Origin of the sequence: Stieleria varia (genome assembly GCF_038443385.1) — a bacterium.
Taxonomy (GTDB): Bacteria; Planctomycetota; Planctomycetia; order Pirellulales; family Pirellulaceae; genus Stieleria; species Stieleria varia.
In genome coordinates, this window is sequence record NZ_CP151726.1 from 6660133 (window position 1) to 6679118 (window position 18986).

1 protein-coding gene (running past one end of the window) is annotated in these 18986 nt (G+C 55.3%); it reads left to right on the plus strand.

Going from position 1 to position 18986, the window contains the following annotated elements; all coding sequences use genetic code 11:
- On the plus strand, window positions 1-18986 hold the 5' portion of the coding sequence (locus Pla52nx_RS22370) for a LamG-like jellyroll fold domain-containing protein (protein ID WP_342190216.1). The gene runs 11437 nt beyond the window's last position; 18986 of the gene's 30423 nt are visible here — the first part of the coding sequence; its start codon is at window positions 1-3; its stop codon lies beyond the right edge, outside the window.

Below are 18986 nucleotides of genomic sequence, written 5' to 3' on the forward strand. Positions count from 1 at the left end.
ATGCGGTTGCTGCCCCGTCGTACCAAGAACCATTCTCATTCGACCAATCGAAAACAAGCTCTTCGCAAGAAATTAACACGGACGCTCGAACATCTTGAGCAGCGTCAGATGCTGGCCGCTGACCCTGGGATTAATCCGGTGGTCTTTGTCCCCGGATTTGCCGGTTCGTTTGCCGATGTGCTCGATGTAAACAACAACTTGATTTCTGAGCCTGAACTCACCAATCGGTTGAATGAGTGGTACGAAAACAGGGGTCTTCCTCCTAATAAGCTGGCCCTTGAGCCCAACGGACAGGTTTATCAGAGCATTGTAAAAACGCTCGAGAACGTTGGATATGTGAAAGATCAGACGCTATTTGTTGCCAACTGGGATTGGCGTCTGCCTGTGGCACAGGTCGATTCGACGCCAGACGGCACGGTCACGGTCTCTGCGACGGACCTGCTTGACGCAAAATATGAGACGGGACTGGACTATCTGGCTGACGCGATCAAGAAAGCGAAGGCGGCGAATTCGTCGGCGACTCACGTCGACATTGTGTCTCACAGCACGGGAGGCTTGGTCACACGAGCCTATTTGCAAAGCACGGCTTACGATGAAAACCACGCCGAGTTGCTTCCCGTCGCCAATTTTGTGATGGCGGGAGTGCCCAACCAAGGCGTCTCAGACCCTTGGAATCTGTCATTGGACGACTGGAGTTCGTCACCGGCATCGCGTGCCGCCGCGTTCTTGGTTGATCACGGTTGGGAATACATCCAAGCCAATCCCACCAACAAGATCAACGGTCCTGACTCTGGTTCCAGTGTGGACGACATCACTGCGGCCAGCGTGACCGACAAAGCCGACTTTGTTCAGCAGTACGTCGGCGCGCTTCGACATCTGTTGCCGACTTATCCGTCGATCGATCTGGATGGAGATGGAAAGCTCGATGTGATCGACGCCAACAATACGCCGGTGACCGGGCTGTTCAACGATTTGCTATTGGATCTCAACGGTGGAGTGGACCCAAATCAGTTCTTGATGAAAGCGGGCACAACATCAATCGTTTACAGCACAGAAGTGGACACCCGTGACCTGATCACCGAGCGGACGGGGCCGACTCACTTCCTGGAGGACGAAGTGCTGTCGTTCACCCAATTCATCGGTCGCAGCCCGACGACGGGTCAGACTTGGTACCAAGACAGCGAATCCGGTCATGCTGGTGACGGCACGGTCTCGACCTTCTCATCGGTCGACCCCTTTTTGAACGATCCGCGAACTGGTGCGAAGCTGAAATTGATCCCGATCACGGCTGCGGCCGCGGGCCAAACCGATCCAATCAACCACCCTGGACTGGTGAACAATGAGTACTCGCAATCGCTGATATTGGATCAAATCGGCGTGACGGGATACGACGGGCTGATCGAATCGAATTTGGCGATCAGCAAACTCGTCACTGCCCAGCGTGCTCTGGCCATGGGGATTTTCAATCCCGTTGACGCCTTTACCGAGGTTTCAGAAAGATTCAAGGAATTGCTCACCGAGGCGAAAGGCCGCGGATCCCTGGCATCCAACGTCGCTTATGCGGGACAGAAACTCGGCGACTACCTGCAAGTCGAACAGCTATGGCAAACCAAGGTGGTTGATCCGCTGACCAATTCGGTCAACAAGACTTTCAACGATGCGCTGACTGCCTTGGGTGCGAATGCGACGGACGTGTCGAGCGGTGATGAGAAAGCGATCAAGTTGTCGTTCACAGCGGCGGACCTTGCCGGTGGTGCGCCGACGACTTCGCACACGCTGAGTTTGGATGGCTACACGTTCACCGGAAATGCAGACTTCGATTTCACGGGTAATTTGACGTTCGACGTCACACTGGGTTACGACCAAGCACAGGGGTTCAATGTCGCCGAGGGATTGTTCATCAAAGATCTGAATCTGGTGTTCGGCGGCTCGGCAAACGCACCCGACTTGGATCTGGGGCTGACGATTGGCAGTTTGACCGCTTCAGTCGCAAACGGCTCATTCGCACTCGATGCCCAAGCGACGCTGTCTCTTCATGGCGCAGACGAAAACGGTAAAGTCACGTTTCGTGAAATTCAAAACGGACTTGCCAATGGCTTCGCCGGATTTGGCGACTTGGTATCGATCACGCCGGGTGGAAGCGTGGACCTGCAGCTGCCGTTGAACCTGACCAACAGCACGACGGATTTTGACCTAGCGCAATATGGAGCGCCGACCGTTTCGGTCGTTTCGGAGAACCTGTTCGAAGGAGCTCCTGATGTGTTGGTCGACATTGAATTGGGCGATGGCCTGCAAGATCAGATTCTATCGCTGCTTTCGTCGCTCGATTCTGCGGCATCGGAGATCGGCGACAATGACGCACTCAACCAGGAAATTCCGGGCATCGGCAAAAGCCTCAATGGGTTGTTCGACACCTCCGATGGCGCCGGCGACGGCAACGTCGGCGACTTGCTGAATCTCGAAGAAGCCGCGGCAAACTATTTTGCGACTTTTGATCAAACCAGTTTGAGTTACGCCGAGGAAAATGTTGGCAAGTTGCCGACCGTGATGGGCCTGCGGATTGCAATGGGCGAGTTTTTGCGCAGCGGTGGCAGCACCCAATTGGTCGGTCGCGGTGGCGATTCGCCGGTCCGAATCAGAGGCGGCGTGGACTTGGCGAACAACGAATTGTCATTCGACGTGAAGATTGCAGCGACGAACACAACTCCGATTGAGCTTGGCTTTGATGCATTGGGAGATGATTGGGCTAATATCGGACTTCAGTTGGATGCTGATGCGACCGTCGAGCTTGAAACTCAAGCGGACCTCGACGTGACGTTCGCCATCGGACTCTCTGACTCCGGCGTCAGCGGTTCTTTTACGTTGAACCAGTTTCGTCTCGGCACCAAGTTTGAGACGCCGAGTGCTGACTTTGGATTCTCACTGGGACCGATCTCCGGGACCATGACGGCCACGGGCGCATCAGCGAGCAATCCGTTGAAAGTCGAAGCGGGGGTCGATGTCGCAATCGCCGAGGGCGCCGCGCCGTTGAGCGAACGGATGACGATCACGCCGAGTGGATCGGTCGACATTGGGTTCGGGACAACGGTGCAGCAATTCGGAATCGCATTGCCTCGCATTGAAATCACAGACGCCAACCTGTTTGCATCACCCGCACCCGACATCAACGTCGACGTCAGCGAATTCGTCACCAATCTATCCGCCGAGAACATCATCAATGGCCTTTTCGAATTGGCCAGTTGGCTGGACGACGCGGTTCTAGATGGAGACTTGGGGTCGACCACAATTCCTTTGCTCAACAAGTCCGTCGGTGAATTGCTCTCCACGCCCGCAGAGCCACGTGAATTTGCCAAGCATGCAATCTTGAGCGTCAGCGCCGTCGAGACGCACCCCGAGAACAGCGAGTTGAAACGATTCACCGCAACACTCAATACGTTGGGCGTGGGCGCCGCTGCAATGGGGATTCAAATCGGCAGCACGATGCAATACCGCAGCAAGACCGGCGAAGACTTTAACGCAACGGTCGAAAGCCTTGATAGCGAACGTGTCACCATGCGTTACACATCGTCACGCAGCGACGGCATGGACGAACCCGATTTGGCGAATCCGTCACTCACGTTCACCACCGGCGGTTCGATCGGAGATCAGCTCAAGGCAGCTTTGGTGAACTTCAACGACGCGGAGGCCGCTGCGCCATCGATTGGGGTACTGCTCAATGCATTGAGCGGTCCACTTGGCATCGATTTGTCCAATGTGGCATACGACTCGGGTACGGAAACGTTAACGTTCACACCTAGCTTTTCACCAAAGCCGCTTGCCTACGAAGCGATGTTGGATTTCGGAGACGGCTTTGCGGGTTTGGAATTGGAAGCGTCTGGCAAGTTCATGGTCAGCGCGGCGCCAACGATTCGATTGCCACTGGGCATCCGATTTGGCAGCGGCGTGGCGGCGGGTGATCGCGTCTACGTCATAGACGATACCGATCCAGAGATTAGTGTGGCTCTGAGCGCAGACTTAGATAACCCTCGCGCCAGGGCAGCGTTCGGATTCTTAGGTGTGTCCGTGGAGGAAGACGCAACGATCACTAACAACAACGGCATCCAACTGTCGACCAATCTGACATTGAACATCGATGATCCAGGTGTAGGCCCCAATGCCGATGGCAAAGCAACCATCAGTGAGATCACTGGCGACCTATCCAACTCGTTCACTGCCGGATTCAGCGGCTCGGTGACGATCGATGGCTTGGTCGTTCAGCCAGATGTTGCCGGTGTTTCCATTCCCGGTGAGATATCCATCTACACCACCACGGATGGGACCACTCGAGGCGCCAATCAGTTCACCAACTTTGCGCAGTTGGCGGAAATGTTCCAGACAAGCGGTCGTGCCGCTGGCGGCACGGGGACATTCATATTCGATAATACGATTGGCAAGTTCGATGCGTTGACACCAGAAGACATCGTGACGATGTTCCTGGAACTGGGTGCGAACCTCAACACGATCGCCGACACGCTGGACATTCCCGATGGAATTCCGTTTGTCGATGAAGCCCTTTCGGGAATCGCTGACTTTGCCGCTGTCACTTCGGACTTTGCTCGACAGCTGTACTTTCATCCCAAAGTCATCGCTGCCGATTCGATTTCGGTTTTCAATGGCATTCTGAGTAGTGATGCGAGTTTTATCGTCAACATCGAAGGCAAAGATGCTGTGCTGGTCAGCGTGCCTGCATCGAACACCTTAGACAACTCATCAATCGACGACCTGATCGATGACATCAATGCAGCCATCAACGAGACGGAACTGGCTGGAGAACTCATCGTCCAGCGGCAAGCGCCGTTGCATGGGGCAGCGATCGTGAACGTCACACCAGAATCGCTCGCGGGAGACATCACCGAATACACGTTCCATCTTGATGCCGCGATGGATTTGTTTGATCTGGGTATCAAACCCGGTCATCAGCTTGAATATTTAGACATCGACGGATTCTATCGTGCGGCGATCGTCACGGAGATGACTGCCGACACGCTGGCCTTTGAGGTTCCCGACGCGGATGTCCCACCAGCGATCGGCGCTGACCGCAGCATCGCGTTGTTTGATCGCGACAATGCGAACAAACTGGGGCTGCGGACGACAGGCAGCGTTCAAGGCATCTCCCTGGGTGTCAGTACGGTTCAAGTCACGGCGGCGAACGACTTGCCATCGAAGTTGACAGAAGATCTGTCGCTGACGATCACGCTGAAAGAAGGCGTCGACCCGATTACGGTTGTGTTGACCGCCGCAGAGACGGCGTCAAGTTTACAACCCTCAGATCTGGTTGATTTGATCAATGCAAGATTCGCTGAAACGAATTTTGGAAGCGAAGGAACTCTCGACACATTCGTCAATGCAGTCTTGGTGGATTCGCAGTTACGAATGTCGGTCGTCAATTTTGGCGTTCAAGAAATCACTGTCAGTGGCGGCGAGGCACTCGGATTCTCAGCGGACCAGATTGCCGACGAAAATTCCGCGCGGACGGAGTTGGGACTAGCCGGTGGCCAGTTTGCGACGGCAGAGTTTCGTGCCAACACGATTCAAGATCTGATTCATGTGCTCGACGACCTGTTGAAACAAGCGATCAATGGAACGCCGATCGATGCGGCTTTGAGGTACGACAACAACGACACCTCAGCGGATACGAGCGATGACGCGATCACGTTCAAAATCTCGTTGGGAAAAGCATTCAGTGAAGAAATCAACCTCGATTTCAGCCAAGGCATGGATGTCGGATTTGCGGAATTAAACATCGCCGGCGCTGCCAATGCGACATTCTCTGCGGATGTGGGAATCGAACTGGCTGTCGGAATCGACCTGTCGGCCCCAGGCAGCGATCTGGACATCACTGGCAGTGAAAAGCTGAGTGAGCTGGACGGTGGCCGTGGAACGGTCCTGAAAGTCGGCGTAGTGGGGACTCCGATCGCTTCAAGTGGCAAGGTTGGTTCGGTAGAGTTGAATTTTCAGATCGAGCAGTTTGACAGTGGCGTCGCAAGCCCCCCCGTCGAAGTTTCGCTATCGCAAGCCGAAGGCGACGACAACACCAGTCTGATGGATCTGGCGACGGATTTGAATGAAAAGCTAAAGACCTTCTTTACCAATACACCGGGACTCAACTTGCCAGTTGACAACGGGATCTCTCCGGTCGAAGTTCAGGTGGACGATGGCAAGTTGGTTTTGATTGCCAATGACGTTTCGATCAACGGCCTCAAGATTTTGACCGGAACCAGCACTGCAATTGGGTTCACTGAGGACCAAGAGAGTGATCTGCCGGATCTGGTGATCCAGTTGCGCGATGGAACGAAGTTTGACGTCATTCTGGATCGGAGCAACACGATCAATGACGTGAAGACTGCGATCGAATCGGCTGCAGATTTGGCAACGGCTCAGGAGGATCAGTTGGTTGTCGACTATGTCGAGGGCGGTCAAATTCGACTGACAGACAACACGGGTGGGATAGCCAACGAACTATCCGTGAAAGCCTACAGCGACACGTTTGGCCCAAGCAGTGCCGGCTCGACACTCGGTATCTTGGCAATGGTTCCCGTTCGCGAGGATGACCCGGCAACATCCGTGGATGAATCGGCCGACAACAACAAACTGGTCGGCCAACCGCTGTTCGCCGGCAGCAAACTTGATCAGTTTTTCATCGACACAAGCGAAACCAAGATCTATGCAAACGCGGATATCGTTTCTAACGATATCGACTTGGTCGCTTCCTTCAGCCTGCTGGATTTGGGCATCAGGGGTGGAACAGCAAACTTCAATGTAGATGCGTCATTTCAATTGGAGGACGTCGGTACGGATAACAAGTTGCGATTCAGCGATTTTGCCTCGGATGCGTTCAGTGTTCCTACGCCCATGCTGGGCTATGGCGGCAATGTTATCTTGCCGATCGACGGTAGCTTGCTAGGTTTCCTACCTGACGAATTCAAACCGGGCCCAAATGGCGAGGCACCTGAAGAGCCACTTGAGATTCAAATTGGCGTCAGTGAGCAACCAGGATCTCGGAAACCAAAACTTGACTTCACGGTCACGAATCTAAAGAAAGCCCTGAGCGGATTCAAGAACCTGTCACTCGAAGACATGGCTAGGATCGTTCAACAAGTCGTCGAGATGCTGCGAAACAGCGACATCGATGGTTTGAATTCGCCGATCCCGGTGATCGACAAATCGCCCAATGACGTATTGAATATCGTCGATGGTTTGGCGGCGGCTGCCGAAGACATACTGGCGGGACCGGATGTCGAGACGCTGAAAACGCAGATTGCTGAATTGGAATTGCTGCTTGATCGGCTTGCCGGTACGCCCTCGCAAAACGCAGCGGTTGCCGATCTGGTTGCTGCCCTCAAAGCCAACGTGACATCGGATCATGTGCTGACGCTCAGCTACGACGCTGACGGAATCGGACCAACTGCTCCCGTCGTTAGTGCCGAGATTGCTCAGCAGTCCTCGGCGATGGAATTGAAAGACGCGTTGGTCGACGCGTACGGCGCCGGGGTGATCGAGAACGTCACGGGAAAACGTGGCGGGCCTTTCATCGTCACGTTCACCAGCACGGGGGAAGTCCAAGAGCTGGTCGGCCGTAGTCGTACTGGATTGAGCATCAATACGCGTACGTTGGAAAAAGAGAATACGGGTGACAAAACACAACAGGAACTGACATTCGTCACCACGGGCAAATTGGTCGCTTCGATCGTCGGATTGCGAAACGCCGTTAGAGCGATCGACGAGACGACCGGCGGCGAGCCGACCCCCGGTCGCGCCGATGCGTTGGCAAAGGTCAATGAGATCGATCAAAGCATTGCTTCGGCTGGCAACTTGGGCAACATCATCGGCGACGCGATCAAGAATCAGCTTGGCCTGACCGACGATGCGTTCACCTTGACGCTTGACTTCGTCGACGCCGATACGACAACGGACGGTTTTCAAGCCGCCGCCCGAGTGCGCATCAACATCGAAAAGTCGGTCACCGAAACGTTCAGCTTTGATTTTGATCTGCCTGATCTCGGTCCAGTCACCGTTGAAACCGGTGGCGATATCGAGTTCGAGGTCGGTGGCGAATTGAATCTCGATTTTGCGTTCCGCTTTGACACCTTCACTCCCTATTTGCTCGACACGACGTCATTTGATCTCAGTGCCAGCATCGACTCCAACGTCAATGCAACAGCAGGCATCGGAGGCATCCAAGGAGTCTTGTCGGGAAACCTGCAATTACGCGAATCCACGACGGAATCTCTGACGATATCGGGCGGATCGGTGTCTCTGACGGGAACCCCTTTGGACAACCTCGTGGTGGTCTATCACCCTGGCATGATAAAAGTGCTCAAACGCGGCAACGATGTCAGCGACCCCGGTGTGGATTACTCGATGACCACCGGAGCGACGCCGACGATTACGTTTCGGGCTGGCATCACCGGCGATGTCGAAGTTCAGTACGCGACTTCGTCAGCGAACGGCGGGGCCGGAATTGGCGTGGGTGTCAAGCCGTCCGCTGTGTCGTCAGGCAACACGATCGGGGGTGTGAAATTCACGGAACTGTCACCGAAAAACGACTTTGACTTTGCTCTCAACGGAATCGCATTTGCGTCACTAGACGCCAGTCTTGCTGGACAAACGATCGAGAATGCGATCACGGTTGTGGCGAGCGTCAATCATCCAGGTGCACCCGAGATTCGGTTTGACGGCATCCGCAACTATCTCAACGGTTTAACCGATCTGAGCCAACTGAGTCTGACGCAGATCATTTCCGGGGCGCGGTTGTTGTTGGGCACGCTCGAGTCGGGTCTGAAATCGGACTTGCTCGAACAAATGCCGTTGATCGGTGATTTGGACTCGTTGGACGGCAGTTTTGTGACGAAACTGCGTTCGATGATCGATTCGCTGGAATCGGTAATCAGTGGGCCGACAGACGAAATTGAGACACTCAAGAATAGCGTACAGCAAAGTATTTTCAGTTCACTCGGTCCCGATGGCGCGGGGATCATGTCGGCGCTGACCGACATCACGATCACCACACCGAGTTTGAACGGACCTGCCAGCGAACTGGAATTCCGAGTCGATCTGTCGATCGACGGCAGTGATTCGATCGACGTGCCGTTTGACTTTGGGCTCGATGCACTCGCGTTTGACTTCGCCGCCAACGGTGGATTGGAACTGGGACTTGATTACGCCTTCAATTTTGGATTCGGTGTCAATCTTGAGAAAGGATTCTTTTTCACGCTCAACGACAATGTCGTTTACGACGCGGGGACCGGAACGCGGCAATCGGGTGGATTGCCTGAGATCAACGTCACCGCCACGTTGGACCTGAAACCTGGCACCGAGTTAGAGGCTCGGTTGTTTTTCCTGGACATGATCGCAACAAACAATACCGCAGGGACAGTGGTAGGCAGCGACAACCGGACGGCAACGGGAACGGGATTCTCGGGCACTCTATTCTTGGACATCGTGGACCCCAACAACGACAATCAACTGACATTCAGTGAATTGCGAGCGACGTCGCCGAAGGATCTGCTGGTCGCGGGAATCTCGGTCGACGCCAATGCGGACCTGCACCTCAAGGCGAAAACAACGATTGGCGGGCTGCCGGAGATCGATGCCGACCTGACCATGAATTGGACGTTGGCTTACAGCACCTACGATCCCGATGGGTCCACGGGGCCGATGGAGCGTGTCGGTTTTGTGAACTCGACACCCGAAGTCGCCATTCGCGACGTCACGTTGGACGTCGGCAGCTTTCTGAACAGCGCGATTGCGCCGATGATCGAAGCCTTCGACGAATACGTCGGACCGATCGAGCCGCTGATCGATTTCTTGGCCGAGCCCATTCCGGGCTTGAACGATTTGTCCGAAGCCCTGGATGGACCCCAGATCACGTTCTTGACGCTTGGGATGTTGGGGGCCAGCAAAAGTCCGAAAACGATCAAGGCGGCACAAGCGGCTCAGAAAGTGGTCGGCCTGTTGCAAAACGTGTTCCAGTTGCGTGACACCATTCGCGCGGCATCGTCCGACGGCAACGGTATCAAGATCAACTTCGGAACGTATTGGATCGCCGGCGGTCAGAATGGTCCGGACATCGATCTGACAAATCCCCAAGCCGACGTGCGGGTCCCAGCCAACCTGCCACCGATTGACGCGGAGGCTCAAATTGCAGCGTCACCCAAACCCGGTGCCTCGAAAACAAAGTCACTGCTGAAAACGCTCAAGGGAGCGTCAAACAGCAAGGGGCTCGGCGGTTTGGGCATCAACATCCCCTTGCTTTCCAGCCCATCGAACATTTTCAAATTGTTCACCGGAGAGCAAACGACAATCATCGAATGGGACATTCCCAAATTGGACCTGAATGTTCCGTTCCAAATGAAGTTCGGACCCATTCCATTCCCACCTGTTCCGTTGTACGCGACGTTCGGCGCAAAGCTGAATGCGTTCGCGGATTTCTCTCTCGGATTTGACACACGTGGGATCGCGACGACCGGAAATTTCTTTGACGGATTCTATTTCGGAGATTTGGAAAACGTCAGCAGCGGCTTCGATATCGCCGAGTTCGGACTTGGTCTCGAGGCAACCGTCGGCGCGTCGCTCGACCTTGGATTCGCCGAAGCAGGAATACGTGGCGGGGTCGGAGCCAATCTAGACTTCAACTGGAACGACCTTGACGACGACGGCAAGATCTACTTGGACGAGTTGGTCGACCTCGTGTTGCTGCAACCATCGCCGGCACCGGCGGTGCCCGTCCCCGGCGCCTGTGTGTTCGACACCAGTGGCCGAATCAACGCGTTCGTCGAAGCCTACTATGACGTCCTGTTCTTTGGTTCGGGAACGGAGCGATTTGTCGACATCACCCTGTTTGAGTTCAATCACTCGTGTGCAGCACCGGGTGTGGCGGAACAATCCGCCGATGGCACGCTAACGTTGTTTGCCGGTGATCGTGCGAGTGACCGCAGCAGCATCTACGGTACGGACATCAACGAGCGATTCGAAGTCGACATGGTGGATGATCCGAACGCTCCAGGTGAGATGGTCACTCAAGTCACATTCCATTACACCAACAACAGTGGCCAACCAGACTCGACGATTCGAACGTACAAAGGCGTGACAAGTTTCGTGTTCTCCGGCGGATCCGGCGATGACTCATTGACACTCACCGAATCAGTCACGGCACCGGTGCGATTCATGGGCGGTGTCGGCAACGATAATTTTGTGGGCGGCAGCGGCGCCGATTTGATCGAGGGCGGTGCGGGCAATGACATCTTGTCCGGGGGCGGCGGCGGTGACAGGTACACGTTCGCGGACAGTTGGGGTGCCGACACGATCACCGACAACGGAGCCTCAGCAGGGGATGTGTTTGATTTTAGCGCCGTGACCGCAGCGATCAACGTGCAGTATGGCAGTGTCGTCTCCAGCGGATTGAACAAAGTCACCGGTGAAGGCGGTGTACCAGTTGCGGGCATCGAAGAAGTCCTTGCCGGTAGCAACAGGGAAGACAAGTTGACGGTTGCCCAAGTCGTTGGCGGCGCCGAAGAAAACATTTGGACACTCACTGGACAAAATAAAGGACGCGTCAATTCCTTCAAGTTCTCTGGGTTCGAACAATTAACGGGTGGTGATCAACGCGATCTGTTTGTGCTCCATCCGGGAACCGGCGTGACCGGAACCATCGATGGGGCGGGTGGCTCCGACACACTGGATTATTCGAACTACGGAAGCGACGTCACGGTCAATCGCCAAGCCCGTACCGCCAACGGCATCGCAAGCTTTAACAACATTGATGTGGTGATTGGAAACGGAGGCAACGACCTCCTGGTTGGTCGCAACATCGAATCCAATTGGACCCTCAGCGGCGTTGATCAAGGAACGATCGACGACAATGGAGATGGCGCTGCTGATTTTACATTCAGCCAATTTCCAAGTTTGACCGGCGGAACGGCAAGTGATCACTTCCGTGTCAGTGCGGGCGGGGAGCTGACTGGAAAACTATTGGGGACCAGCGTGCCCGGTGCCGTCGATTCGGATCACATCGATTTGTCTTCATTGAACGTGCCACTTGTCGCCCGGATTACCGGGGCGAACATCGGAACCGTTGAATCGTCCAGCGTCCTGGTGGACTTCTCGTCCATCGAAAGCGTCACAACAGGGTCAGACAATGACGTCTTTCTGATATCTCCTGGTTCGAGTTTGACTGGCGAAATCGATGGCCACGCGGGTGAGCGTGATCACTTGGATTACTCGGCATGGAGCACGGCGATTACTGTTTCTCTCGGCGAAACCAATCCAGCTGGTCTCAGCAATGGATTCGTCTACGGAATTGAGGACGTCACAGGCGGCAGCGCAGCCGACACGATCACCGGAAACAGCAGAGACAACCGTCTGATCGGACTCGGTGGCGCTGACACGCTACGAGGGATGGACGGTGACAATGTTTTGATTGGTGACCATGCAATCGTCACTCAGCAGAACCACGTCATTCAATCGATCCGGACCAACACCACGTATCGTGATAATGACAGCTTGTTCTCAGGCAACGGCAACAGCATCCTGTTGCCCGGCAGCGGAAACGATTCGGTCACGATCGCGGGTAGCGGAAACAATGTCGTGGCGGGTGATCAAGTGTTGGTCACACTTTCCGGCGGTCGCGTGGTTGCAATGCAGAGCATTCAGCCCGCCGATGGTGGGGACGACACATTCAATCTCGGTACTGGCAACGATATTCTGATCGCCGGCAATGGAGCGGATATCGTCACAGATGCGGGTGGACGGAATGTCATCATTGGTGACCGTGGAGTCGTCCAAATCGAAATTGTGCAAACGACCGACGGTGCGATTGGGCTGCCGACGATCGCGACGAGCGAATTCTCGGTTCGCAGCGGAATCGACAACATCACCACCGGCAGCGGCATAGATGCAATCATCGGCGGTGGCGAGAGCGACATCATCAATGCGGGTGACGGCAACAATCGCGTGCTTGGCGACGAGGGAACCATCAGCTTTACAAGCGGCGCCCCTGTGTCGTCGCTGCTTGCTCCATCAGTGATGGATGGAAACGATACGATCCGCACTGGTAGCGGACGCGACTTCGTGTTCGCGGGGAACGGAGACAACTACGTCGAGGCTGGCAAGGGCAACGACGACGTCATGGGCGGTAGCGGGATCGACAGAATCTTTGGTGACATCGATCCGCTCGGTCCGAATGCAGGCGCCGCCGGAATCGACGGGAACGATTGGTTGGTCGGAATGCTCGGCAACGATGCAATCGAAGGCGGCGGCGGCAACGACGTGATGTTCGGCGGCGTGGTTCCGCTCCTTTGGTCCCGAGCCAACTTTGACGACGAAACCGATTTTACGAACTTGCAAATCGTCGTTCAAGCCGAATTGGACTTCCCGACCGGATACACACCCATCCGGATCACCCCCGTCATTGTCAATGAGTTGTCCCTAGACGGAACCGCCGCAGACGGGCGTGACAAGCTGGGTGGTGGCGATGGAAACGACTGGATTTTTGGCGGTGCCGATGCGGATGAACTCCGCGGCGGTCCAGGGATGGATTATCTCGATGCGGGAGCCGGATTGGACTTGGTCGTCGAAGGCAACGAGGGCGACGACGTGATCCGCGGAGGCGAAGGCGGCGACGTGCTCAAAGGCGGCTCCGGGATTGACATCGTGCTTGGTGACGGTGGCGATGATGAACTGCGAGGCGAAGCCGGCGATGGCGATAATCAAGCCGGTCAGCGGTTGTTCGGTGGAGCAGGTCGTGACTCGCTGTACGCGTTCGCGCCCTCCACCGCCAGCACGGAATACACCAAAGTGGGAGATCAGATTTTTGGCGGCTCCGGCGGCGACTACATCTATGGCAACGCCCGCAAAGAACTGCTGAGTGGTGAAAGCGGCAATGAATACATTGTCGGCCTCGAAGGTGACGACATTCTGTTGGGCGGCAGCGGTGAAGATCAACTCTTTGGCGGTTACGGCAACGATGAAATTTGGGGCGGAGCCGGTACCGACTATATTGACGGACAAGCCGGAGCGGACAAGCAATACGGCGGCAGCGGTATCGACTTGTTCGTGCTGCCAACCACCATCATTGGAATGGATACGGATACGATCGACGGTCACTACGGCAACCAAGCCGCAGGTGACGTGGCGGATGATAACGCGACCGACATTTTGACGATCGACGGGACAACCGGTAACGACGTGATCTTGATTGGCGAACAGGGGGGGCAAGCATCCGTTTTATACAACGGCTTCTCGATTCCCATCACCATGCTGGATCCCCAAACCGGGAACTTGCTGGTCGAACAGTTCCGCATCGCCGGTCTGGCGGGCAACGACACCATCGGTTTTTATACCGAATTGGCGGTGAAGTCCGGTGCGATCTCCAAAGTTGACGGACTGAACACGATTGACCTGTCGTCGCTCTCTGATCGATCCAACGATTTCGTTGGTGTCTTTGACGGCAACAGCGGGCACGACATTCTGATTGGCTCCGACGGACGCGATCGACTTGATGGCGGCATCGGCAGCGACACCGTGTTCGGATTTGGCGGCAGCGACCGCTTGTGGGGCGACGGCGGCGGCGGACTGTCGACGGATGTCGACACGCTTTATGCCGGCCAAGGCGATGACGATCTGATCGGCGGCCAGGGCAAGAACAATTTGTATGCTTGGAGCTTCGATCCGACGCGAGCATTGACCCAGCTAGGATTCAACCGTGATCAAACCGCCGTCGCCGGCCAAACCATGACGGCGACGACGCAGATACCAAACGATGGCAAATTGCTGCTGGACGTCCTGTTTGATCTCTCCGTCGGTACGGGAACCCCCGTCCGCGTCTTCGTTCCGAGCCAATTCACATTGAACAACTGGACTCGAGCCGATTTGGTGAGTGATTTGCAAGCCGCGATCAATGCGGCCGGCATCAGCGGGGTCACGGTGGGTGTCGTAACGGGCGGCGTCGATGACGGAAAACTGACGCTGAGGCACGCCACGAACAGCTTGCGGATTGATCACAGCAGCTTTGGGGTCTACGTCGATGCGATGGGCAACCTGACCGTCGATGATTTTGACCTCAACGACAACGACCTTCTCGATCAAGACGAATCGTCACCCATCGGTCCCTATCGTCAAGCCTACATCCAAGAAGTCACCGGTCTGAACCGGATCCTCGGCAGTAATAACGACGACAACCTGTACGGCGGCACGACGATCGATTTCATGTACGGCAACGGCGGCAACGACACGCTGTACCGTGCCAACGGCACGACGTTTGAATCCGCAGATGGCGGGCAAACCGAAGGCGATGCCTGGAAAGAATACGCCAAAGAATCGGATCAAGTTTGGTATGTCGGCGGCAGCAACGCGGCCGACCAAATCAATATCGACTTTGTCACCGAGCCGGGCTTGCTGGCCGATCACCACTTGATCACCCGGCTGACCGAGAACAACGGCAACTTCAGTTTCAGCGCACAGGTCAAACTGGACTTTGGCGCCACCGACGGCCAAGGCAACGCGGTTTGGAGTGCCAACGATTTACAGTTCAGCCTGAATGAATTGAATGCCGCTGATGACGAATCACGCGGTGAAGAACTGGCCGCGATCGCAGCGTCACAGATCGTCGAATCCGATCTACTGGCAAGCATCCTGCCGCCCGAAGCCGACTTCCTGGTGATCTTGGTCGATGCCCTGGGCGGCAATGACCGAATCACGGTGGGCCCGACGGTGCAAAAAACCGTTTGGATCGACGCCGGTGCCGGCGACGATATCGTCGAAATCCTCAGCGGCAATGCGATCTTGGTCGATCGTGCCGAAAGTTCAACAGGAGCCACGGGTCTCGCCAGCCGCAATGACATTCCAAGACAAGCCTTCAACCTGTTCTCACCCAATGCGGCTGATGTCGACACAACCTTCAATGGCAAGACGATCGACAACGGATTGGTGACCTTCACGGGACTTTCGATCGATAGTCCCACCGACGAAGATTGGTACTCGTTCCGTTTGTCTGCTGATCCCGCAGCAACGAGTGCCATCGAACTATCGAGTGGTTCGCCGATCGACGGTTTGCTGATCGAAGTCTTCAACATTACCGACGTAGACCCTGCCACGGGGGTCCTGATCGATCTAGCCACCGCACTGCTGACCAGCACGACGACCGGCGACGCGTCGATCATCACGAACCTCAGTTCGCTTGCTGCGGACACTGAGTACTACGTCAAGGTCAGCAGTCCAAACGTCGTTCCCACGATTTACGACCTGCGATTCAATTTCGCTGGCACCGACCTGAGTAGTTTGACGCCGGAACAACTGGCCGAAAACGATGAATCGGTCAGCATGTCGCTGCGAGAAGACACTGATCGTCGCGACGTGATTTTGGGCGGCACCGGCAACGACATCCTTCGCGGTGGTGCGGGTGAAGACTGGATCTTTGGCGGGGCGGGCAACGACGTGTTGACCGGTGGCCAGGACCGCAACGCCAGCGATTTGTTGTTTGGTGGCCCCGGCGACGACACCTTCCAAATCATCCCAGACGCCTTGCCGCTGCTTGGTAATCAACCGGGAACCAACTTCGATCCGGCCACTCAGACTTTCATTCCAACCTACAGCGACCAGCTCATCGGTGGCGAGGGCAACGACCGCGTGTTGTACCTCGGCGGTGATGTCGATCGCCGCGGATTGGACGTGCCCGATTATGTTTCAATGCGGTACAACACCGGTCTGCATCGCTACGAATTCACCAGTTTTGTATGGGACATTGGTCTGCAAGCCTATCGCTTCGACGATGCCAACGAGAATGGCGAGCAAGATGCGGGCGAGAACTTCGAGCAGGAGTTCATGTTCTTCCAAACCCGCGACGTCGAATCGTTCACGATCGATACCCGGGCGGGCAACGACGTCGTGCGTCTGGATTCTGAATTTCAATTCTTGCCGTTGACCGGAGCCACTGGCAACCTGACCGCCGATGCCAGCAACGCTGGTTTGTACGAAGAATGGGGCATGGATCGCGGTGATGCGGAACAGGGAGCCGATCTACCAATCACAATCCTGGGCGGTACCGGCAATGACTTCCTGTTCGGTTCACCATCCAACGACACAATCATCGGCGGCCTGGGTGACGACCTGATCGTCGGCGGCTTGGGGGATGACACTCTCGATGGCGAAGGCGGTGAGGACACGATCTTCGGCAATCAGTTGGATGTGGGTGTGGCTTCCAATCCGTATCCGAATTTTCCACCGCAAGCTTCTCAACTTTTTGATCCTGAACTGCATCCCACCGTCTTGGCAACACCGCTTGCCAGTCAAGCCGTTGTCACCCGTACGGGCGTTGACCTGAATGCGGGTTCCGCAGTAGGCAACGTCAACGAGATCGCGTTCGGCCTGGAAGGATCGGCGAATGATAAGATTCAAGATCTCCGGTCTTATGGTGACGTCAACGGCGACGGTTTCGAAGACTTCATCGCCAGCGGGACAACGAAGAGTTACGTTTTACTGGGGCCAATTGAACTAAACGAGCAGGAAGACCTTGAGGCATACGCAGAGGTTGTAATCTACCACGAAACGCTTGGACGACCGTCCTCCAGCATTGGTGACATCAACGCCGATGGGCATCTGGACTTTGCCTTTTTAACCACCGATGCGGAAAACCTGATTGTACGTACGATTCTCGGCGACAGCATGCTTTCGGCACGCGACTGGGATGAGACTTTTTGGTCCACGACCAGCGGCTCCCGGAAACGCACCATCGAAATTCCACATGTATATCTGGGTACGGAAGACGGATTCAATCATATTGGATTGGACGTGTTGCCATTCTTTGGCGATTCTGAATCATCCGGAACACGCGAATACTCTGACATTCTGTTGCACGCAAATTCGACAGAAAAGGTTTTCGCGAATCTTGATGGAAGCTATATGACCGGTTTGTTCTATAGCGGTGAGTTGCTTTCCCAAAATACGACGGAAGCGATGGGCATCTACGATCGCAGCGGTGAAATCATTTACGAAGTGGCCGGCGAGACGTCGATTGCTGTCGTCAAGGACTTGGTTGAAGTGGGCACCACGACAGTCATGGTGAACGGATCCACGGTCGAGATCACTGCTGATGCGGATTCGGCGTTAGTTCAGTCAACGTCAGCGGCTCAAGGGGCATTGCGAATCGACGACCGTTTAAGTGTAAACGACTCCTTACGAGGCCTCGACACATTCATCGAGATTAACAATCGTCTCTTTCGCGTCATACCTGATCCAGAAATAACGGACGATGTTGCGAGGCTAGATGACGTCGTCGATCAGTTGAGGACGCAGATTCAAAACGACGCCGTGCTTGCGAACCGCATCCGCGTCGAGCGCGACCCCACCTCAACCAAACGTCTTCGCTTCGAGACTCTCACGCGTGGGACAGAGGACTTGACAGTTGAGGAAGTTGTCAGAGAAACGCCGCTAGGACTTACTTCCAGTGCTCAAGTGGGCAGCTTTGGCAATAACTCTAGTGCGTTCATAGTTGGCGTCAATCGTGTGGCTAAAGTACTTGATGGCACGCTTGACCTAAGATACATATTCTGCGTTACCACTCTACCTGGTTCGGAGCAACAATTCTGCAGTGGTGCCACAGCCCAAGAAATTAATCTTACACTTGGGAACTCGAGCCCCGAGGACGTCAAGAACCAGCTTGTAAGTATCTTCGACGCCATCGGTGGGGACTATAGCAACTCGGAGCTACACACCTTCCTAACCAGTGATAATCGGTTGGTGATTCAGCACGACAGCAAGTCCGTTCTAATCTCCCCTGGCCCCAGAGCGGTCCAAAACGCACCACTCCTGGGTGTTAGTTCCCAAACTGCGCAACCCGGTGAATCGGGTTTAGACACAGGAAACAATTTCCTCAAACCGAAACCACGTCCTTCGTCTGGGTCGGTTGTGTATCGCGTTGCGGCGCCGACTGCGAGCTCAGTCAATACGGATAC